General features: G+C 45.4%; 18 protein-coding genes, 4 tRNA genes and 1 other annotated feature. Of the genes, 11 read left to right on the top strand and 11 right to left on the bottom strand.

The window, feature by feature from the left end; genetic code table 11:
* Positions 1 to 256 precede the first annotated feature (256 nt).
* The 7 genes from trpA to OH459_RS19095 form a co-directional block, all read right to left on the bottom strand.
* Complete coding sequence (gene trpA, locus OH459_RS19065; RefSeq protein ID WP_009698413.1) at positions 257 to 1,063, bottom strand: tryptophan synthase subunit alpha; 807 nt, start codon at positions 1,061 to 1,063, stop codon at positions 257 to 259.
* Positions 1,063 to 2,253 (bottom strand): tryptophan synthase subunit beta, encoded by a 1,191-nt coding sequence (gene trpB / locus OH459_RS19070; protein ID WP_269988114.1) that lies wholly within the window; start codon positions 2,251 to 2,253, stop codon positions 1,063 to 1,065. The genes trpA and trpB overlap by 1 nt, the downstream gene beginning before the upstream one ends.
* Positions 2,254 to 2,317: 64 nt before the next feature.
* A complete protein-coding gene (gene trpCF, locus OH459_RS19075; RefSeq protein ID WP_047516454.1) occupies positions 2,318 to 3,757 on the bottom strand; it encodes a bifunctional indole-3-glycerol-phosphate synthase TrpC/phosphoribosylanthranilate isomerase TrpF in 1,440 nt (479 codons plus the stop codon).
* 13 nt (positions 3,758 to 3,770) lie between these two features.
* Complete coding sequence (trpD, locus tag OH459_RS19080) at positions 3,771 to 4,781, bottom strand: anthranilate phosphoribosyltransferase (protein WP_009700797.1); 1,011 nt, start codon at positions 4,779 to 4,781, stop codon at positions 3,771 to 3,773.
* 38 nt (positions 4,782 to 4,819) lie between these two features.
* On the bottom strand, positions 4,820 to 5,428 hold the full coding sequence (locus OH459_RS19085; protein ID WP_029790941.1) for an aminodeoxychorismate/anthranilate synthase component II: 609 nt from the start codon (positions 5,426 to 5,428) through the stop codon (positions 4,820 to 4,822).
* A gap of 16 nt (positions 5,429 to 5,444) precedes the next feature.
* Positions 5,445 to 7,010, bottom strand: coding sequence for an anthranilate synthase component 1 (locus OH459_RS19090; protein ID WP_269988118.1), 1,566 nt, complete (start codon positions 7,008 to 7,010; stop codon positions 5,445 to 5,447).
* Between the two features lie 126 nt (positions 7,011 to 7,136).
* Positions 7,137 to 7,240, bottom strand: a sequence feature (Trp leader region).
* The gene (locus OH459_RS19095; protein ID WP_005445052.1) at positions 7,187 to 7,312 is read right to left on the bottom strand and encodes a hypothetical protein; all 126 of its coding nucleotides are present in this window, start codon (positions 7,310 to 7,312) and stop codon (positions 7,187 to 7,189) included. It overlaps the preceding feature by 54 nt.
* A 95-nt stretch (positions 7,313 to 7,407) precedes the next feature.
* On the opposite strand from OH459_RS19095, the gene rnm reads away from it, so the two are divergent.
* Both rnm and OH459_RS19105 read left to right on the top strand, forming a co-directional pair.
* A complete protein-coding gene (gene rnm / locus OH459_RS19100; protein ID WP_017189446.1) occupies positions 7,408 to 8,265 on the top strand; it encodes an RNase RNM in 858 nt (285 codons plus the stop codon).
* A gap of 61 nt (positions 8,266 to 8,326) precedes the next feature.
* Complete coding sequence (locus OH459_RS19105) at positions 8,327 to 8,947, top strand: L-threonylcarbamoyladenylate synthase (RefSeq protein ID WP_005445057.1); 621 nt, start codon at positions 8,327 to 8,329, stop codon at positions 8,945 to 8,947.
* A gap of 86 nt (positions 8,948 to 9,033) precedes the next feature.
* On the opposite strand, the gene OH459_RS19110 is transcribed toward OH459_RS19105, so the two are convergent.
* Positions 9,034 to 9,744, bottom strand: a complete 711-nt coding sequence (locus tag OH459_RS19110) for a calcium-binding protein (protein ID WP_009698409.1) — start codon at positions 9,742 to 9,744, stop codon at positions 9,034 to 9,036.
* 344 nt (positions 9,745 to 10,088) lie between these two features.
* Here OH459_RS19110 and rluB point away from each other — a divergent pair, with 344 nt between their 5' ends.
* Positions 10,089 to 11,027 carry a 23S rRNA pseudouridine(2605) synthase RluB gene (rluB, locus tag OH459_RS19115; RefSeq protein ID WP_269988123.1) on the top strand — a complete coding sequence of 313 codons (939 nt, stop codon included), beginning with the start codon at positions 10,089 to 10,091 and terminating at the stop codon, positions 11,025 to 11,027.
* 164 nt (positions 11,028 to 11,191) lie between these two features.
* On the opposite strand, the gene OH459_RS19120 is transcribed toward rluB, so the two are convergent.
* Together OH459_RS19120 and efpL are read right to left on the bottom strand one after the other, a co-directional pair.
* Entirely contained in the window at positions 11,192 to 11,512 is a 321-nt protein-coding gene (locus OH459_RS19120) for an HI1450 family dsDNA-mimic protein (protein ID WP_005431208.1), read from the bottom strand.
* A gap of 2 nt (positions 11,513 to 11,514) precedes the next feature.
* The gene (gene efpL, locus OH459_RS19125; protein ID WP_005445063.1) at positions 11,515 to 12,081 is read right to left on the bottom strand and encodes an elongation factor P-like protein EfpL; all 567 of its coding nucleotides are present in this window, start codon (positions 12,079 to 12,081) and stop codon (positions 11,515 to 11,517) included.
* A gap of 186 nt (positions 12,082 to 12,267) precedes the next feature.
* Between efpL and OH459_RS19130 the strand changes: the two genes are divergently transcribed.
* A complete protein-coding gene (locus OH459_RS19130; protein WP_269988127.1) occupies positions 12,268 to 13,035 on the top strand; it encodes a nucleotidyltransferase domain-containing protein in 768 nt (255 codons plus the stop codon).
* Between the two features lie 39 nt (positions 13,036 to 13,074).
* On the opposite strand, the gene OH459_RS19135 is transcribed toward OH459_RS19130, so the two are convergent.
* Positions 13,075 to 15,438, bottom strand: coding sequence for a DNA polymerase II (locus OH459_RS19135; protein WP_269988129.1), 2,364 nt, complete (start codon positions 15,436 to 15,438; stop codon positions 13,075 to 13,077).
* A 431-nt stretch (positions 15,439 to 15,869) separates the two neighbouring features.
* Here OH459_RS19135 and uvrY point away from each other — a divergent pair, with 431 nt between their 5' ends.
* The 7 genes from uvrY to OH459_RS19170 all read left to right on the top strand — a co-directional run bounded on the left by uvrY (position 15,870) and on the right by OH459_RS19170 (position 19,790).
* Entirely contained in the window at positions 15,870 to 16,514 is a 645-nt protein-coding gene (gene uvrY / locus OH459_RS19140; protein WP_005434947.1) for a UvrY/SirA/GacA family response regulator transcription factor, read from the top strand.
* Position 16,515: 1 nt separating this feature from the next.
* Complete coding sequence (gene uvrC / locus OH459_RS19145; protein WP_026138235.1) at positions 16,516 to 18,348, top strand: excinuclease ABC subunit UvrC; 1,833 nt, start codon at positions 16,516 to 16,518, stop codon at positions 18,346 to 18,348.
* 46 nt (positions 18,349 to 18,394) lie between these two features.
* Positions 18,395 to 18,952, top strand: coding sequence for a CDP-diacylglycerol--glycerol-3-phosphate 3-phosphatidyltransferase (pgsA, locus tag OH459_RS19150; RefSeq protein WP_005445072.1), 558 nt, complete (start codon positions 18,395 to 18,397; stop codon positions 18,950 to 18,952).
* 400 nt (positions 18,953 to 19,352) lie between these two features.
* A tRNA-Cys gene (locus OH459_RS19155) sits at positions 19,353 to 19,426 on the top strand.
* A 37-nt stretch (positions 19,427 to 19,463) separates the two neighbouring features.
* A tRNA-Gly gene (locus tag OH459_RS19160) sits at positions 19,464 to 19,539 on the top strand.
* 78 nt (positions 19,540 to 19,617) lie between these two features.
* Positions 19,618 to 19,704: transfer RNA gene (locus OH459_RS19165), tRNA-Leu, on the top strand.
* Positions 19,705 to 19,714: 10 nt separating this feature from the next.
* Positions 19,715 to 19,790, top strand: a tRNA-Gly gene (locus OH459_RS19170).
* The last annotated feature ends 362 nt before the right edge of the window (positions 19,791 to 20,152 follow it).

Raw genomic sequence — 20,152 nt, forward strand, 5'->3', positions numbered from 1 at the left:
TTTTTACACTTATCATTCACAATTAGCAATACAATTTCCGTACAAACTGACCAACTAACTGGGAATTTATTGATGAATGATAGTTTTTTAATCAGAGGCAAACGATTGCTATCGATCGTAGTGATATTTTTACTGGGTGATGTTTATAAAATAGATGGTAAGGAAGAGGAGAATTTAGAGAATGGATGTTAAAAAAAAGATCGATTCCGAATGGTTAATAAGGAATCGATCTCATATTCCACAAATCAGTAATACGTTATTTTTGTGTTGCAGCTTTCATTGCTGATACAAACTCGCCAAGCTTGTTGAGCATGGTTTGCGGTTGCTCTACGTTTGCTTCAATGATCTTCACAACAGCCGAACCAGAGATAGCACCTGCAGCACCTGATTCTAGTGCTTCTTTTACTTGAGCTGGCTCTGAGATACCAAAACCGAGTAACGCTGGTGGCGCATTGAATTGGTTCAGCTTATCTAGCATATGACCAACTGGCATGTTTGCTTTGGTTTCTGCACCAGTAACGCCGGCACGAGAGAGTAGATAAGTATACCCACCGCCAAGCTCTGATACTTGCTTAAGTGTTTCGTCACTGGCTGTAGGTGGCGCGATAAAGATTGGGTGAATACCAAACTTCTCAGCGGCTGCGACAAACTCTGCACTTTCGTTGGTTGGTACGTCTGCAATCAGAACAGAATCGATGCCCGCTTTTGCACAACGCTCATAGAAGTTCTCGATACCACGTGAGTAAACAAGGTTTGCGTACATCAGAAGACCAATTGGTAGCTCGGGGTATTTCGCTCGGATCTTACCAATTTGCTCGAAGCAGATATCAGGCGTAGCACCAGATTCTAGAGCACGAATGTTCGCCCCTTGAATTGTCGGACCATCTGCCAGTGGATCAGAGAATGGGATACCCAGCTCTAAAGCATCTGCACCGGACTCCACGAGCGTTTCCATGATTTGGTAGGACTGTTCAGCGTTTGGATCGCAAACCGTTACGAACGGTACAAACGCGCCTTGGTTTTTCTCGTTTAGGCGCTCAAACATCTTTGCATAACGGCTCATTAGATCGCTCCTTTTTCTTCTAGGATGGCGTGCACAGTGAAGATATCTTTATCACCACGACCTGATAGGTTTACAACTAACAATTGCTCTTTTTCTGGGTTCTCTCGAGCCATACGCAGGGCGTGTGCCAGTGCATGAGAAGATTCGAGAGCAGGAATAATACCTTCATGACGCGCAATTTCTTGAAATGCTTCTAGTGCTTCATCATCGGTGACGTTGTCATATTCGGCACGACCAATAGCGTTAAGATGCGCATGCTGTGGACCTACAGATGGGAAGTCTAGACCCGCAGAAACAGAGTAAGACTCTTCTACCTGACCGTTTGGATCTTGCATCAAAGGTGCTTTCATACCAAAGAAGATACCCGTTTTACCGTGCTTAAGTGGTGCACCATGTTGGTCTGTATCGATGCCTTTACCCGCAGGTTCTACACCAATTAGGCGAACGCTTTCTTCTTCGATAAAGTCAGCAAACATACCAATCGCGTTTGAGCCGCCACCGACACACGCGATAACGGCGTCAGGAAGACGACCTTCACGTGCCAAAACCTGATTCTTCGTTTCTTCACCAATCATTCTCTGGAAATCACGAACGATCGTTGGGAATGGGTGAGGACCTGCAGCTGTACCTAGTAGGTAGTGCGCGTCTTCATAAGTTGCAGACCAGTCGCGTAGCGCTTCGTTACATGCGTCTTTAAGTGTTGCTGAACCTGAGTGAACCGGAATTACTTCAGCACCCATGAGTTTCATACGGAATACGTTCGGGCTTTGACGTTCAACGTCTTTTGCACCCATATAAACACGACATTTCAGACCAAGTAGCGCACACGCTAGTGCAGTTGCTACGCCGTGTTGACCTGCGCCGGTTTCTGCGATGATTTCGTTTTTACCCATGCGTTTCGCAAGCAGCGCTTGACCTAACACTTGGTTAGTTTTGTGTGCGCCACCATGAAGTAGATCTTCACGCTTGAGGTACAGTTTGGTTTTCGTACCTTTAGTTAGGTTACGAGTTAGAGTCAGAGCTGTTGGACGCCCCGCATACTCTTGAAGAAGCGTCATGAATTCACTGCGGAATTCTGGATCTTCTTGTGCGTCGATAAACGCTTGCTCTAGTTGCTCTAAGGCTGGAACTAGAATTTGCGGAACGTACTGACCGCCGTATTCGCCAAAGTAGGCATTCAGTTTTGCCATCGTGATATTCCTTCTCGTATTTTTTTCGCTACGAATAGCTTTAAATTTTTAGCTACAAACAGCTTTAGTAGTTGCGAATTGCATTGAATGCCGCGAGCAACTTCTGTGAATCTTTCTTACCTGGTGCGCTTTCTACACCAGAATTTAAATCTAGTCCCAAGCAGCCCAAATTTGCTGCTTGTCTTGCATTCTCTGGCGACAACCCGCCAGCCAGCATAATTTGACTTGGGTCGCCGATCAGTGACCAATCAAACACGTGACCTGTTCCGCCTGTTTGAGTGCCAACTTGAGCATCCAAAAGGTGGCGGTCTATGTTATCTACAAGCAGTTCTGGCTTGGCATCAGTAACGCCGTAAGCTTTCCAGATTTCAACACCTGATGGCAGCTCTGCTTTGAGTTGGTTGACGTAAGCTTGATCTTCTTGACCGTGCAGTTGGACTGCTTTTAACCCCAGAGAGGTCACCATTGAAGCTACAAAGTCGATGTCGTGGTTTTGGAACACTCCTACATAATGAAGAGGTGCGCCACTCATCGTTAGACGAGCACTTTCCAGATCCACAGCACGCTCTGACTTTTCAACAAAAATTAGACCGCCAAACACTGAGCCAGCTTGGTATGCCTTTGCAGCATCATCAGGATGAGTTAAGCCACACACCTTGTTTTCACCCAACGTCACTTTACGAACCGCAAGCTCTAGGTTGTCTTCTGCCATCAGCGAGCTACCAATCAAGAACCCGTCTGCGTATTCCACTAAATCACGAACTTGTTGATGCGTATAAATGCCAGACTCTGAAATCACGGTTGCGTTTGGTGCTAATTCGCGAATTGTTGGTGCCAGTTCTTTAGTACGATTCAAATCAGTACTTAGGTCGCGCAAGTTACGATTATTGATTCCGATAACACGCGCTCCTAACTTAACCGCGCGATGAAGCTCTTCTTCGTTGCTAACTTCAGTCAGAATACCCATGTTTAAACTGTGTGCCGCTTCTTCTAGCGCTTTGTACTCTTCGTCATTCAGGACTGAAAGCATCAGCAATACGGCATCGGCGCTGTAATGACGCGCTAGGTAAACTTGGTAGGTATCTACCATAAAGTCTTTGCACAGAACGGGTTGTTTGACTTGACCACGCACTTGAGGAAGAAAATCAAAGTTACCTTGGAAGTATTTTTCGTCTGTTAATACTGAAATGGCATCAGCATGGTTGTTATAAACCGATGCAATGTAATCCAAGTCGAAGTGATCACGAATCAAACCTTTAGAAGGAGATGCCTTCTTACATTCGGTGATGAATGCCGTCTTTTCGCCACTCAGAGCATCGTAGAAGCTGCGGTCCGATGGCAGCAAATCAGACTGAAATGTGCTTAGCGGTTGAGACACCTTACGGTCTGCTACCCATTGATATTTGTCGCGGACAATTTTCGCCAGTACTTCTGCCATTTCTGCTTCTTTTTTAGAAACGTGTTCAGACAGGTTGTCAGCTTGCTGAGTGTTGAAGTCAGTCATGTTCTTCAATTCCTTAAGCGTGTGCGGCAAGTTGTTGTACCAATTGGTATGCCTTGCCTGAATTCATTGCCTCAATCGCTTGTTGCGTGTTGGCTTTTAAATCTTCGTGACCGAATAGACGCATTAGCAGAGCAACGTTCACCGCCACTGCACCCAATTGTGCGTCTGTACCTTTACCCGTCAGGATATTGGTAATGATCGCCTTGTTTTCTTCAGGATCGCCACCTTTGATTGCTTCTAACGGGTGCGCTTCTAGGCCGAAGTCTGCTGGTGTTAGCGTGTACTCGGTGATCTTGCCGTCTTTGATTTCTGCAACCGTTGTTTCGCCATGAATCGCGACTTCGTCCAAACCACTTCCGTGTACCACTGCGGCGCGCTTCATACCCATTTGTAGCATGGTTTCCGCGATAGGACGAACCAGTTCTTCACTGTAAACACCCATCAATTCGATGTTTGGACGAGCTGGGTTAATCAGCGGACCAAGAATGTTAAAGATGGTGCGTGTTTTCATAGTTTGACGCACAGGCATCGCATGGCGCACACCACCGTGGTATTGAGGTGCAAATAGGAAAGCAACACCGATATCGTCGACCGCTTTGCGCGTATCTTCTGCGCTCATGGCTAGGTTGATACCAAATGAATCAAGAAGGTCAGAAGAACCCGATTTGCTTGAAACGCTGCGGTTGCCGTGTTTTGCCACTTTTAGACCACATGCTGCAGCAACAAATGCCGCGGTGGTTGAAATATTGATGGTGTTGTGACCGTCTCCACCAGTACCTACGATATCTGCGAAATCGTAATCTGGGCGAGGAAATGGGTTTGCGTTTGCCAGCAGTGCTTTTGCCGCACCCGCAATTTCATCCGGTGTTTCGCCTTTGATTTTTAGTGCAGTCAGTGCTGATGCCATCAAAATCGGATCGAGTTCACCACGGATGATGATGTCGAACAGTTGTTGGCTCTCTTCCTGAGTCAGTGACTCTTGCTCGTACAACTTGGTAATAATAGGGTTGATGATTGCTTCCATATTTCCTCTCCTAAATTTCTTATGTGCCAAGCGCTTTTTTAAGCAGTGAGGGGATTCACTGAAGTTTGTGCTTCGAGTGCCCATTCAATGGCATTGGCCAACAGTGTCGCTCCGTAGGTCGTCATAATAGATTCCGGGTGGAACTGGAACCCGCAAACTTTATCTTCTTCATGTACAACAGACATGACCAAATCATCCACTTCTGCTGTGATGGTTAGGCTCTCAGGAACCTTGGTTGCAACTAACGAGTGGTAACGTGCAATTGCAAGTGGTGATGGTAGGTTTTGGTAAATCGCATGGTTTTGGTGCTCCATCATAGAGACCTTACCGTGAATGATTTCGCCTGCACCAGCAACGGTACCGCCGTAAGCTTCAACAATTGCTTGGTGACCAAGACAAATACCAATCATAGGAACTTTGCCTTTCAGCAATTGAATTAGCTCTGGCATTGAGCCTGCTTCAGACGGCGCACCAGGACCTGGCGATAGCAGTACCACAGGGTTCTCAAGCTCATTCACTGCTTGTTCAATGGTTTTTGCTGGAATGTTGTTTCGGTAAATCTTGACTGAGTGACCTAGCGAGCGGAACTGATCCACAAGGTTGTAGGTGAACGAGTCAAAGTTATCGATAAAAATGATATTAGCCATCTCTGAACCCTATTCCTTATTGTGACTTATGTGCTGCTTGAATAGCAGAAATTACCGCTTGGGCTTTCCCGCGTGTTTCGTCTGCTTCTGCTTGTGGATCAGAATCAAACACCACACCTGCGCCAGCTTGAACTTGAGCAATGCCGTTCTCAACATAAGCTGAGCGGATCACGATACAAGTATCTAATGTACCTTCGCCGGTAAGGTAACCTACTGCGCCTCCGTAGCTACCGCGGCGTGCGCCCTCTACATCACGAATCAACTGCATTGCACGAATCTTTGGTGCGCCAGTTAGTGTGCCCATGTTCATACAAGCTTGGTAAGCGTGCAGGGCGTCTAGATCGTTACGTAGTTGCCCAACGACACGAGATACCAAGTGCATTACGTGGCTGTAGCGGTCGACTTTGAGTAAGTCTGCGACGTGGCGAGTTCCAGCTTGAGCAATACGTGCGACGTCATTTCGTGCTAAGTCGACTAGCATCATGTGCTCAGCGTTTTCTTTCATGTCAGTGCGCAATTCGAGTTCGATACGGCTATCCAAGTCAAAATCGATATCACCGTTTGGACGTTTGCCACGGCGGCGAGTCCCTGCGATTGGGTAGATTTCAATTTGGTTAGTGTCTGTTTCGTACTTGAGCGCACTCTCTGGTGATGCTCCGAATAGAGTGAACAGCTCGTCTTGCATGTAGAACATGTAAGGGCTTGGGTTGCTCTGTTTTAGCTCTTTATAAGCTGTCAATGGAGAAGGGCAAGGTAGCGTAAATCGGCGAGACGGTACGACTTGGAATACATCCCCTTTTACGACGAACTCTTTTAGGTCACGAACGATTTGGCAGAAGTCATCGTCAGACACGCTTGGTCTAACTGTCACATCCGCGATTTGCTCTGCACTTGGCAGTAGTTTTGGTGCTGCGCATTGTGCACTGATTTCTGAGATGCGAGTTTCTAGCGCTGTTTTTTCTGAATCATCAACAAATAAAGTTGCTTGCAGCTGACAAGATTCTGTTTGGTGGTCCACAACCAGCAGTGTTTCGGCGACGTAGAAAACGTAATCTGGGCATTGGTTTGTGGCTTCTGCATTGCCCAGTGGTTCGAAGTTAGCGACCAAGTCGTAGGCAAACAAACCACCAAGGAAAATCGCGTGTTTGTCTTGGTCCGAGATATCGAAGCTGTGCTGAACCAAACGCAGCGCATCAAATGAAGAGGCTTCACGCAGTCGAGAGTCTTCATCTAGCGTGTCGCACGGGTGGGTGAAATCTAAAGTCAGTGTTTCGCCATCGAGCTCACTCTCGACATCACCACGGATGTTTTTGTTTAAGTGAGTTAGTAGGTTCTTACCGTTATTGGTCAACGCTTGCATCTTGACAGTGTGACCGTAACAAACGATGCGTACGGCTGAATCAACAATCAACAGCGACTTCAAATCTTGCTTTGAATCGATCTCAGCAGATTCCAGCAACAGACTGTCAGTTTTGTTCTCACATAATGTGTGGAACAAGCGAGTCGGGTCTTGAGTATAAGGGACGGAAGCCGTCAGTACTTCAAGCTGTCCAAGTTTCTTAATTTCAATGGCCTTGTTCACAAGACCTCCTTATAGCTGTTTTATATCTTCCTGCCGTACATAGTCGCATAAAGCAAACGTTCACCCAATCTAGTTTTGGTCATATCCGATGAATGTTTGAGCAGTTAACTGTGAGGTAGACGGCAAAACAAAAAGCCCGCTGAAGTAGCGGGCTTTGTGACATTTCATTCGTTAAACTAGAAGTACACGTTCGCCCACCAAGAACTTGTCCAAGTGCGCCACCAAGCTAGATCAACAGAATTCATCTTATTAAGACGATCTGCAACTTTCGCTTCCTGGTTTTGGTTAAATTCTTGTAACATGGTGAGCCTTAAATTAGGTACTTCGTATTTGTGTACTAGTTAACTAGTGCAGAGATAAAAAGTCAACCCTAAAACAGCATTAAAACGACAAAAAAATGAGAATTGATTTACACAGCCACACCACTGCATCAGATGGTCGCTTTGCACCACATGATCTAGTAGACAGGGCATTGAGTTTTGATATCGAGGTTTTGGCGATCACGGATCATGATACGGTTGACGGCTTAGCTCCGGCCAAGCAATACGTTGAAGAAAATAATCTTCCGATAAAAATCATCAACGGTATCGAGATTTCCACGGTTTGGCAGAATAAAGATATTCATATTGTTGGGTTAAATATTGACCCGGACAGCCCAGCGTTGGTTGAGTTAATCGAGCAACAAAAAAAGCATCGCGTTACACGTGCAGAGCTTATTGCGGAACGTTTACAGAAGGCGACCCGTGAAGGTGTGCTGGAAGAAGTGCAGCAAATAGCTGGTAATGCGCCTATTACCCGTGCGCACTTTGCTAAGTGGTTGGTCGACAACGGTTACGCCAAGACCATGCAGATGGTGTTTAAGAAGTTTCTGACGCGCACCAATCCGGGTTATGTCCCACCAAACTGGTGTTCAATGAAAGATGCGGTAGATGCTATTCATGCCGCGGGTGGTCAAGCGGTACTCGCGCATCCGGGGCGTTACCAACTGACGGCAAAGTGGGTAAAACGCTTATTAGCCGCGTTTGTTGATGCTGGTGGAGACGCTATGGAAGTGGCGCAACCCCAACAAGCGCAACAAGAAAGACGCAACTTGGCGGATTATGCTATACAATACAAACTATTAGCGTCTCAAGGCAGTGATTTTCACTATCCATCACCGTGGATGGAGTTGGGAAGAAACCTTTGGTTACCTTCGGGCGTAGAGCCAGTTTGGAAAGATTGGGGAATTGACCCTTCTCTAGAAAGCGCTGAATAAGACGGAGTCTAGACTCCATAAAAAAATATAGAGCCGAGAGGTTCGATAATGAGGAATTACAATGAGCCAGTTTTTTTACGTTCATCCAGAAAACCCACAGGCTCGCTTGATCAATCAAGCAGTAGCAATCATTCGTAACGGCGGTGTTGTGGTGTATCCGACCGATTCCGGTTATGCACTAGGCTGTCAATTGGAGAACAAGCAGGCGTTAGAACGCATCTGTCAGATTCGTCGTCTGGATGACAAGCATAACTTTACTTTGTTATGTCGTGATTTGTCGGAGTTATCTCTGTATGCGCGTGTTGATAACGCCGCATTCCGACTTCTGAAAAATAACACTCCTGGTCCTTACACTTTTATCTTCAAAGGCACAAAAGAAGTGCCGCGTCGTTTGATGAACGCGAAACGTAAGACCATTGGTATCCGTGTTCCAGATAACCGTATCGCACTTGATCTGCTTGAAGCGTTAGGCGAGCCAATGATGTCGACGTCGCTGATCTTACCGGGTAGTGATGTTACTGAGTCAGATCCTGAAGACATCCGCGATAAGCTTGAGCATGCGGTAGATGTGATCCTTAATGGCGGTTATCTTGGTGAGCAACCAACGACAGTGATTGATTTCAGTGAAGGCGATGCTGTTGTAGCACGTGTTGGTTCGGGTGATCCTGCACCATTTGAATAGTTCGCTCTATTGGTAATGAAATAAGAAAGGGAGGCACAGAAGCCTCCCTTTTTATTTTTAATAAAGCCTATCGCTGAGCATTTAGCTTATGCGAAATCGAAGATATCAATGCCGTGGTGTTCGACGTAGTTCATGTATCCCGCATCAATGCCTTTTAGTGTGACTTCAACATTGAACTGATCGCTTGAGAAGACAGCCCAACCGAAATCATTGTAAGACAGAGTCAGATCGTCGGCGGAATCCAAGAATGTATCGCGAATGCCGTCGTCATTGGTGTCTAGACCCATATCAAAGACCAACTTGTCGTGGCAAATATTAAAGTCGAGAATTTCTGCTTTTACTTCAATGTCGTTTGATGAGACGGGTTGGTCTGGCACACCGATGGCAAGGCGATTGGTCATTACGAAAGTGTCATCACCGCAACCTCCAGCGATCACCGAATGACCGTCACCGACCACGACGGTATCATCGCCCCAACCAGCGTTGATAAAGTTGTTACCTGAGTAGTCAAAAATCGTATCGTCGCCACAACCACCAAACAACAGGTCGTTGCCTAGACCGCCAGACAGAAAATCATCACCAGAGCCACCTGAGATGAGATCATTACCTCGACCACCTAACAGGTGATCGTCACCACGACCCCCATAGACATAGTCATTACCGCCGTAACCAACAAACTTATCATCGCCGCCGAAGCCAACAAAAATATCGGTCGTGTTCGAACCTAATGTGCCCGTTAGATCGTCATCTGCTGCCGTACCAAATATCCAATTCAGGTCAAGATTTGTATGAGACATTTATTATTCCTTTGTTTTGTTTGAGGGAGCTAGCAAGCTATTGGGTTTTCTTTGTTACCACTCTGATAATTTTATCAGGTAGGTCAGGTTTTTAGAGGTGAAAGGCGACCTATAATAGTGCGGTTCTCGATGGTCTTTGTCTGGTACTAAGTTGGACAAATTGATGAGGGAAGTGTGAGTTTATGACCGATATTTTGCTACGCCAATGTCGACGATTTCGCTTACATTAAGTCGTAGAATCTCGTATAATGTCCGACCGAAAAAATCCCAATAGGTTGGGTAACTTGCACAATGAAGACCAATTCTGGTCTCGACGTCTGTGAAGACGACACATAGGTAGATAAATGAGCGAAAAGTTACAAAAAGTATTAGCACGTGCTGGACACGGTTCTCGTCGTGAGATCGAATCGTTAATTAAATCTGGTCGCGTTAGCGTGAACGGAATCGTAGCTAAACTTGGTGAAAGACTAGAAGATGAGAACAGCGTAGTTCGTATCGATGGTCACATTGTGTCTGCAAAGGCACAAGAAGAAGTGATCTGTCGTGTATTGGCTTACTACAAGCCAGAAGGTGAACTATGTACTCGTCACGATCCTGAAGGTCGTCGCACTGTTTTCGATCGTCTGCCAAAAATTCGTGGCTCTCGTTGGATTTCAGTTGGTCGTCTTGATGCGAACACATCTGGCCTACTGCTTTTCACAACTGATGGTGAATTGGCAAACCGCCTAATGCACCCAAGCCGTCAGGTTGAGCGTGAATACCTAGTGCGTGTGTTTGGTGAAGTGAACGAGAAAAAAGTTCGTAACCTAGTAAGTGGTGTAGAACTTGAAGATGGTATGGCTCGTTTTGAAGACGTAGTACACGCGGGTGGTGAAGGTATGAACCACACGTTCTACGTGGTAATTAACGAAGGTCGTAACCGTGAGGTTCGTCGTTTGTGGGAATCTCAAGAATGTACGGTTAGCCGTCTAAAACGTGTTCGTTACGGTGATATCTTCCTAGACAAGAAACTACCTCGTGGTGGTTGGATGGAACTTGACCTGAAAGAAGTGAACTACCTGCGTGAGCTTGTAGAACTTCGTCCAGAGAAAGAAACCATGCTTGATCTGAACAAAGACAACACATCACGTAAGCGTGACCGTGCTCGTAGCCAAAAAATCCGTCGCGCAGTTAAGCGTCACGAAGAGCGTGTTAACACACCAAAAGGTCGCAGCAACAATCCTTCTCGTCGTAAGCCGAAGAAGACTGCAGGTGACCAAGGTGCACGTAACAAGCATCGTTAATCGATAGCAGAAAATCAGAAAGGCTTGCCAAATCGGCAAGCCTTTTTCTTATCGAGCCTTTCGAGCTTATGAGCTTTCATGTCTTTCAATCATGCTTGTGCAATTAATAAACATAAAAAAACACCAGCATGAGGCTGGTGTTTTTGATCATGATAGGGAAAGCGTTAGTCACGTTTCCAAAGCATATGACAGAACTTATGTTCTGGGTCTCGACTGATTAGCATACGAGCAAAAACGTCATCAAGCACGTCATTTTCCTCGTTTACTAAGCCGATTCGAACTTCTGCATACACTTCTTTGTCGATATCGAAGCCAACGTGTTCAACCCAGTCATCACCAGTTTCAACAAGTTCTGCGGCACCACGATCTTCAAATTGCGCAGTAAACAGAATGACATCAGCGGGCTCTAGGTTATCTGGAGCCATCTCAAGGAAGATGTCGTACGCAGCGTCGATAACGTCGTCGTAAGAAATCAAATCAGACATGCTTATGCTCGGCTCATGTATTTACGTTCAGTCGTGTTAATGATAACACGGTCACCAGTTGCGATGTATTCAGGAACTTGGATTACAAGACCTGAAGCAAAGCGTGCTGGTTTAGTACGTGCAGATGCAGAAGCACCTTTGATTGAAGGGTCAGTTTCTTCAATCACTAGCTCAACAGAAGATGGTAGTTCGATACCCACAGCAGCACCGTTCACAAGGATAATGTGGATACCTTGTGTGTCTTCGTTGATGAACAGCATGTCGTCTTCAACTTCATTGTGCTTGAATGTGTATTGTGAGTAGTCTTCGTTGTCCATGAAGATGTGCTCATCGCCGTCAGCGTATGAGTACACAACTGCACGTTTGTTCATTTCTACTGTTTCAACAACATCATCAGACTTGTAACGCTCGTCTACACGAGCACCAGTGTTCAGATCTGTACAACGCATTTTGTAGATTTTAGCGCCGCCACGACCGCCAGGAGTCGTTACTTCGATGTCTTTAACTAGAAGAGTTTTACCATTAGACTCGATTGCGAAGCCTTTTTTGATTTCACTTGCCTTTGGCATTGTATTTTCCTATTACACTTATTAAGCAAAACTTGGTGATTATAGCGCTAAGTTCTTTGTCTGGCATTAAAATTCCACTCAGTAATTTGAACATTAATAAGGAGATGAATAGGCTTGATCCAAACGTAATGCTGGTGGATCATATAGCCCTTCGTCCGTTAAAAGCTTGAGATCGCGTTTTCTTCAATGTCTCTCCCTATTATCGATCCAAAACATCCTTTCCAACCTGAATTCGAACCTCTGCTCAGAGAAGTTCTCGCATGCCTAAAAGGTGGGCTTGGCGCCAACTTGCACAGTGTTTACGTCTACGGTAGCGTGGCCCGTAAGTCTGCGGTCGCAGGTAGATCGAATCTTGATATGGTGGTTGTGACAAAGGCGGACTTTGAAAACAACCGCGCCACGTTACTAAACACCATCAAATGGCGAGCACAGCAAGGGTATCCTCACGTGAAAGGGGTGTCGATTCGCACGGCGTTGGTCAATGAAGTAGCCAATCTCGATAGCATTTTTACTTGGGGTTTTATGCTCAAGCATTGCTGTGTGTGTGTTTATGGTGATGATCTGGCAGATTGCTTTGGTGATTATGTACCAAGTTGGGAGATTGCCAAGCACTGGAACATGGATGTGGAAGATTGGCTGTCGGTGTATCGTACCAAGATTGTACAAGCACAAAGTGTTGAAGAGCTGGTCAGTGCTCAAGTTATTATCGCCAAGAAACTGCTTCGCGCTTCGTATTCTTTAATCATGTATCGTGATAAACGTTGGTTTGACGACCCGCTTAAATGTGGCGAAGTGTTTTTGCAGTATCACCCAGAAAAGCAACTTGAGATAGAACGCCTTGGTATTCTGCTCTCTGGACGTCCTATCCCTAGACGCTCTGTGGTTGGGTTATTGGACGGTTTTGGCGATTGGTTAGTAAAGCAATATCAGAAAACCGAATTCCGCATTGGTTAACGCCAACTGCGTTAGCGCCTTTCCAATTTCGAATCTGATTTAGAACAGCCCCATCTGTGGTGCAGATAACTGCTCGAAGTCTGTGCCAATGAACGGCAAAATAGCGTCCGCGATCGGTTTTAGCTGTTTATCAATATAATGCTGATAGTCGATAGGGCTATTACGGTACTCATGCGGTTCTGGTCCGTTAACAGTGATCAAATATTCAATTCGACCACGGTTTTGATACTGCAGTGGTCTGCCTAATTTAGCATTGATGTCATCGGCTAAGCGCGCAGCGCGTACTTGTGGCGGAATGTTCTTTTGGTATTCGTGCAGCTTGCGACGTAAGCGCTTTTGATAAACCAATTGATCATCAAACTCGCCACTATTGGTTTTTTCAACCATCTCTCGTACGTAATCACTCGGATCTTCACCATGGAAAATCATTTGGTACAAGGTGTTTTGGAAACGCTGCGCCAGCGGTGTCCAGTCGGTGCGTGCGCTCTCTAACCCTTTAAAGATGATACGTTCTTTTTCACCTTCACCAATTAGACCAGCGTAGCGTTTCTTTGAGCCAGTTTCTGCGCCTCGAATGGTCGGCATCAAGAACTTGCGATAATGGGTTTCGTATTCTAGCTCAAGAATCGAATTGAGATTGTATTCATCACGAAGGTGATCACCCCACCATTGATTAATGTATTCGACCAGTTCAATACCAATCTTATCGGCATCTGCTTGGCTATACGGACCATTTAACGACACAAAAGTTGAATCGGTATCGCCATAAATCACTTGATAGCCTTTGGCTTCGATCAGCACCTTGGTTTGCTTCATAATTTCGTGCCCACGCATGGTGATGCTTGAAGCAAGGCGGGTATCAAAGAAACGACAACCGGAAGAACCAAGCACGCCATAGAAAGAGTTCATGATGATTTTGATAGCTTGCGAGAAGGCTTTCTCATTGTTCTTCTTTGCGACGTCGCGGGCTGCCCAGAGCTTTTCGATCATCTCGGGTAGAAAGTGTTTCGAGCGATGGAACTGACCACCACGAAATCCCGGTACCGCTTCATCTTCTGCTTTGCCGATTTCAAGCTGTAAGCCCTCGACCAAACCCATAGGGTCAATCAAGAATGAGCGAATAATAGAGGGGTAAAGACTCTTAAAATCGAGCACCAATACGGAATCGTAAAGGTTCGGGATAGAGTCCATCACATAGCCCCCTGGGCTGGCGATCCAGTTTTCTGGATTCAGGTTTGGGGCAACATAGCCTGCTCGGTGGATTTGCGGCAGATACAAATTGGTAAATGCGGCCACTGACCCCCCAACCCGGTCTAATTCCACACCTGTTAGGCGGGAGCGTTCTATCGCGAAGTCGAGTAGGTGAGTGTGGTCAAAAATCTTGTTAACCAACACACAATCTTGCAAGTTGTATTTAGCGAGAGACGGCTTGTCTGAACGGTACATGCGATTGATTTCATCCATTCTGTCATGCACGTTATGAATTTCTTTACCTTCGCCAAGGAGTTCTTGTGAAACAGACTCAAGTGACCAAGAACGGAAATGGTAGGTCGCGGTTTTGAGCGTATCGATACCATCCAGCACAACACGACCAGGAATAGAGATAAAGCCCTGTTGGCTTTGTGCTGAGCTGCGGAAGAAACTTGGCTGGTCTGCACGACCTAATATCAGCTTCATGTTATGCCACTCTGCGCGCTTATGCAGCAGACGGAAATCGAAGTCGATAACGTTCCAACCAACAATCACATCTGGGTCAAATTGCTTAAACCACGCAATTAAAGCATCGAGCAAAGCCTTCTCATCTTTTACCCATTGAATTGGCGTCTCTGCTTGTTCCGGTTCGCCAATCATAATCACGCGTGAATCAACAGGGCTATCTAAACCAATCGAGTAGAGAATGCCTTTCTCTGAGCATTCCAAATCTAGAGAGACCACATGCAGCTTAGGTTGGTATTCACCTGTGCGACACTTTGCATTTTGAATGCGTTGGAAGCCGTTTAGTGATTGTTGGTTACCGGTAAACTCCATACTGCCTTTGATAAAGCGTTCCATCAGATAACGATCGGCAAGTCGTACATCGCCCTCGAAATGGACGATGTCGTTTTGCTTCAGTTCATCTTGTAGAGCGAATGCGTCTTTCGTGGTCTGGGTATAACACGCGGCTAAAGGAGTTAGTTGGAAGTTCTTTAACTCAAGCGAGCGTATGTCGACAGCAATTTGCTTAGAAGTGGCAAATCGCTTCGTTTGCTCTATTTGTGCTTGCTCGATAAAGAAGACCGGTCTTTCTCCTTGAATCAACAATTGGGTCGGACCATTCTCGGTCGAAAGCCAAAGCTCAATTTGAGTTTGACCTTTGATGTCTCGGGCTTGTCGAGTGAGAAGGAAGCCTTGTTGGATATTCAATAGAGAAACCTTGTAAATCAATGAAGCACGTATTCTATCATTAAGAACTGTAAAAATAACCAGTGAAATAGAGTGGTTGTATTTCGCAGGTTAAAAGGACGTGTTGCGGGAGTACAAAAGCAGAGATAACCCGCTTATGGAATAACCATTTATAGGTGATATTGCGTTTCGCTGAGCAAAGTGAAATCTAGTTGCTTGATTTATTGGAGTTTATGTTGTTAATTAGCTTGTCTTAAAATTCGGCTTTGCACAGAGCACACTCAAATAATAGAGTGGTTTATGAATAAGTTCTTGCCAAACTTTGCGTTTAAGCACATATTCATAGAAAGCAATTTTTTGTCTTATGCGTTAGTATATAGGCACTCATACTGATATCCACATTGACCAAAGTTATGTGGGTGCAGAGCCAATAAAAGTGTGGAGATACAAGTTTGATAAATGTTTTCCTTGTAGATGATCACGAGCTGGTTCGCACAGGGATACGACGTATTATTGAAGACGTCCGTGGAATGAACGTAGCAGGAGAAGCTGACAGCGGTGAAGAAGCAGTAAAATGGTGTCGCAGTAATCATGCAGACGTCGTTTTAATGGATATGAACATGCCAGGAATTGGCGGCTTGGAAGCCACTAAAAAGATTCTTCGCGTGAATCCTGATGTAAAAATCATCGTATTAACCGTTCATACGGAAAATCCGTTCCCAACTAAAGTGATGCAGGCGGGTGCTTCTGGTTACCTAACCAAAGGTGCAGGTCCTGATGAAATGGTTAACGCAATTCGTGTGGTTAACAGTGGGCAGCGTTACATCTCGCCTGAGATCGCGCAACAGATGGCATTGAGTCAATTCTCACCAGCCTCAGAAAACCCATTCAAAGACCTATCTGAACGCGAACTGCAGATCATGATGATGATCACCAAAGGGCAGAAAGTTACGGATATTTCTGAACAACTGAATTTAAGTCCAAAAACAGTCAACAGCTACCGCTACCGTCTGTTTAGCAAATTGGACATCAATGGTGACGTTGAGTTAACACACTTAGCGATCCGCCACGGAATGCTGGACACCGAGACCCTTTAGTGTGAATCAACCCTTCGATTCGGCTTCCTTTCTCAAGACAGTAACTCATCAGCCCGGCGTTTACAGAATGTACAACGCCGAGGCTGTTGTTATTTATGTCGGCAAAGCCAAAGACCTCAAAAAGCGTCTCTCCAGTTATTTTCGCAAGAAAGTCGACAGTGAGAAGACACGTGCACTCGTCAGTAATATTGCCAAGATTGACGTCACGGTGACCCATACCGAGACGGAAGCGCTCATCCTTGAGCACAACTATATCAAGCAATATCTACCGAAATACAACGTACTTCTGCGTGACGATAAATCGTACCCGTACATTTTTATCAGCGGTCACAAACATCCGCGACTTTCTATGCATCGTGGTGCGAAAAAACGCAAAGGTGAATACTTTGGACCGTATCCGGATTCGGGCGCAGTACGAGAAACCTTGCACTTATTGCAGAAAACGCTTCCTGTTCGACAGTGTGAAGACACCGTGTATTCCAACCGAACGCGCCCATGTTTGATGTATCAAATTGGTCGCTGTGCAGGTCCGTGCGTGAGCACGATTATTTCTGATGAAGAATACGACGAGCTGGTGGGGTTTGTTCGTTTGTTTTTGCAGGGTAAAGATAAACAGGTACTTGAGCAGCTTATTGAAAAGATGGAAGTGGCAAGCCAACAGCTTCGTTTTGAAGACGCAGCCAAATTCCGTGACCAGATCCAAGCGATTCGACGTGTACAAGAACAACAGTACGTTTCAGAAGACAGCATGGATGATATGGATGTACTTGGCTTTGCCCAAGAAAACGGTATTGCTTGTATCCATATTTTGATGATTCGTCAGGGTAAGGTGCTAGGCAGTCGCAGCCATTTCCCAAAGATTCCACAAAATACAAGTCAACAAGAAGTGTTTGATAGCTTCCTTACTCAGTATTATCTGAGCCATAACGAGGCACGTACCATTCCTTCTCGTATTATTTTGAATCAAGAATTGGGTGGCGATATAGAGCCTATCCAACAAGCTCTGAGTGAAGTGGCAGGTCGTAAGGTTCAGTTCCATACCTCTCCGACGGGGTCACGGGGTCGTTATCTAAAACTTTCCAATACCAATGCGCTTACTGCCATTACGACCAAAATTAATCACAAGATGACCATTAACCAACGCTTCAAAGCGCTGCGGGAAGTTTTGGGGATGGAAACTATTGCTCGAATGGAGTGTTTCGATATCTCGCATACGATGGGTGAGAGCACTATTGCTTCCTGTGTGGTTTTCAACAGTGAAGGTCCAGTTAAGCAAGAGTATCGTCGTTACAACATCACCGGAATTACTGGTGGTGATGACTACGCAGCGATGGGGCAAGCATTGGAGCGTCGTTATTCGAAGCAACTCGATGTAGAGAAGATTCCTGACATTATCTTTATCGATGGTGGTAAAGGGCAGTTGAATCGAGCGCACGAAATCATTGCTCAATATTGGGGTGATTGGCCTAAGCGTCCGACCATGATCGGTATTGCGAAAGGGGTAACCCGTAAGCCAGGTCTTGAAACCTTAATTACCGTAGATGGTGATGAATTTAACTTGCCAAGCGATGCTCCAGCATTGCACCTCATTCAACACATCCGAGATGAGAGCCATAACCATGCCATTGCAGGGCACAGAGCGAAACGTGGAAAAACGCGTCGTACCAGTGCTTTAGAGGGAATTGAAGGGGTTGGACCAAAACGCCGTCAAGCTTTGCTCAAATACATGGGTGGTTTACAAGAATTAAAGCGTGCAAGTGTCGAAGAAATCGCCAAAGTACCGGGAATTAGTCACTCTTTGGCAGAAATTATTTTCCAAGCATTGAAACAATAAGGAAAATCCCGCAACATTAAGCCGCAATGTGTAAGAGAATAATAAAATGCGTTTGAATATCCCGAACATTCTATCTCTACTAAGACTGTTCCTAATCCCAGTTTTCGTGGTTGTTTTCTATCTACCTTACTCTTGGGCGCCGTTTGCAGCAGCAATGGTTTTCTGGGTCGCAGGTTTTACTGATTGGCTCGACGGTATGTTGGCTCGTAAGCTAGGTCAAACATCGCGTTTTGGCGCTTTCATTGACCCAGTAGCAGATAAGGTTCTGGTAGCAACAGCGTTGATTTTGATCACGGAGCATTACCACACCATTTGGGTGACTATCCCAGCTGTAACAATGATAGCGCGTGAAATCATTATCTCTGCATTGCGTGAATGGATGGCAGAAATCGGGAAACGAGCCAGCGTCGCAGTTTCTTGGGTTGGTAAAGTAAAAACGGTATCGCAAATGTTCGCTTTATGGGTACTGATTTGGCGTTACGATGATTGGATGGTGTGGCTTGGCTTTGGTGCTTTATATGTAGCAACCTTCCTGACGTACTGGTCAATGGTTCAGTACTTAGCTGCGGCGAAAGATGATCTCCTTAATGAAGAACATCATTAAAACAATCCATCACAAATAGCATTTTAAAAAGCAGGCTCTATCGCCTGCTTTTTTTCTATCTCGATTTTATGAGTGAATTTTATGTGATCTAAGTCTTGTTTTTGTTCTGTCAGCACTTGGCGATGGTTTATGGCTTTGATTATCAACACTTGAAATAGAAAATCCCCCAAAGAGATAGGGCGGTGGAGAAGCCCAATATTCATGATAAACAAGTGTATTTGGTGTGGTTTCAGTATCAAAACTAATCAATTTACCGTCTTTCGCACAAATTCTGGTCAAACGATTTAAAAAAATAAAAATAGTGTTGACTCGATCGCTCGAATCCGTAGAATGCATCCCGTACCCAAGAGAGCAAAGCTTGAAAGGGTGGTGAGAAAAGTTAAGCTTTCTTCACAAATGAGGCGCCTTGGCAGAGTGGCTATGCAGCGGATTGCAAATCCGTGGACCTCGGTTCGACTCCGGGAGGCGCCTCCATTATTCTTTTGAGAGTGAATGACTTTCGAGAATAAATGCGACACTAGCTCAGTTGGTAGAGCGCAACCTTGCCAAGGTTGAGGTCACGAGTTCGAACCTCGTGTGTCGCTCCAAATTAAAATGATATGGCAATTAGCGGTATCAGATGGTGTTTTACTTTTCTGTAAAGGCATCACAAAGAATATTTGTGTGCCCTGGTGGTGGAATTGGTAGACACAAGGGATTTAAAATCCCTCGACGTTCGCGTTGTGCCGGTTCAAGTCCGGCCCGGGGCACCATCTCAAATCTGCGACACTAGCTCAGTTGGTAGAGCGCAACCTTGCCAAGGTTGAGGTCACGAGTTCGAACCTCGTGTGTCGCTCCAGATTTTAAAGCCCAGCATAAATGCTGGGCTTTTTCATTTCTGTTGTTTTCTTTTCTCTGAGCTTCTTCTTTCCTTCCATGCTGGCATAGATACCTCTGCCGCGTACTTTATTTATCCTGAATTTCCTTGCTCTTTCTACGCACGAAATACAGCCTCAACTAATCACCTTCATGCGTTTACTTTTCTGTCGAGGTTAAGAAGACCTTCTGCGATGCACATCAATGTTGAGGTAAATTAGTCCAGTAAACGTTTGCTGTGATTGTGATCTCAGTCAATATGCAACCTGTGAAAAGATATTGCCAGAAGATTTTATTTTGTGATAAATTCGCGCGCAATCTCGGAGCGTATTATTACGACTTTGA

The organism is Vibrio sp. MM46 (assembly GCF_027587135.1).
Taxonomy (GTDB): domain Bacteria; phylum Pseudomonadota; class Gammaproteobacteria; order Enterobacterales; family Vibrionaceae; genus Vibrio; species Vibrio harveyi.

What these genes read in the sequence shown, in the direction of transcription:
- OH459_RS19130 (WP_269988127.1), top strand. Translation starts at nt 12,268, where the DNA reads ATGTCTCTCCCTATTATCGATCCAAAACATCCTTTCCAACCTGAATTC.
- efpL (WP_005445063.1), bottom strand. Translation starts at nt 12,081, where the DNA reads ATGCCAAAGGCAAGTGAAATCAAAAAAGGCTTCGCAATCGAGTCTAAT.
- OH459_RS19110 (WP_009698409.1), bottom strand. Translation starts at nt 9,744, where the DNA reads ATGTCTCATACAAATCTTGACCTGAATTGGATATTTGGTACGGCAGCA.
- rnm (WP_017189446.1), top strand. Translation starts at nt 7,408, where the DNA reads ATGAGAATTGATTTACACAGCCACACCACTGCATCAGATGGTCGCTTT.
- pgsA (WP_005445072.1), top strand. Translation starts at nt 18,395, where the DNA reads ATGCGTTTGAATATCCCGAACATTCTATCTCTACTAAGACTGTTCCTA.
- OH459_RS19095 (WP_005445052.1), bottom strand. Translation starts at nt 7,312, where the DNA reads ATGTTACAAGAATTTAACCAAAACCAGGAAGCGAAAGTTGCAGATCGT.
- rluB (WP_269988123.1), top strand. Translation starts at nt 10,089, where the DNA reads ATGAGCGAAAAGTTACAAAAAGTATTAGCACGTGCTGGACACGGTTCT.
- OH459_RS19105 (WP_005445057.1), top strand. Translation starts at nt 8,327, where the DNA reads ATGAGCCAGTTTTTTTACGTTCATCCAGAAAACCCACAGGCTCGCTTG.
- trpB (WP_269988114.1), bottom strand. Translation starts at nt 2,253, where the DNA reads ATGGCAAAACTGAATGCCTACTTTGGCGAATACGGCGGTCAGTACGTT.
- trpA (WP_009698413.1), bottom strand. Translation starts at nt 1,063, where the DNA reads ATGAGCCGTTATGCAAAGATGTTTGAGCGCCTAAACGAGAAAAACCAA.
- trpCF (WP_047516454.1), bottom strand. Translation starts at nt 3,757, where the DNA reads ATGACTGACTTCAACACTCAGCAAGCTGACAACCTGTCTGAACACGTT.
- trpD (WP_009700797.1), bottom strand. Translation starts at nt 4,781, where the DNA reads ATGGAAGCAATCATCAACCCTATTATTACCAAGTTGTACGAGCAAGAG.
- OH459_RS19120 (WP_005431208.1), bottom strand. Translation starts at nt 11,512, where the DNA reads ATGTCTGATTTGATTTCTTACGACGACGTTATCGACGCTGCGTACGAC.
- OH459_RS19085 (WP_029790941.1), bottom strand. Translation starts at nt 5,428, where the DNA reads ATGGCTAATATCATTTTTATCGATAACTTTGACTCGTTCACCTACAAC.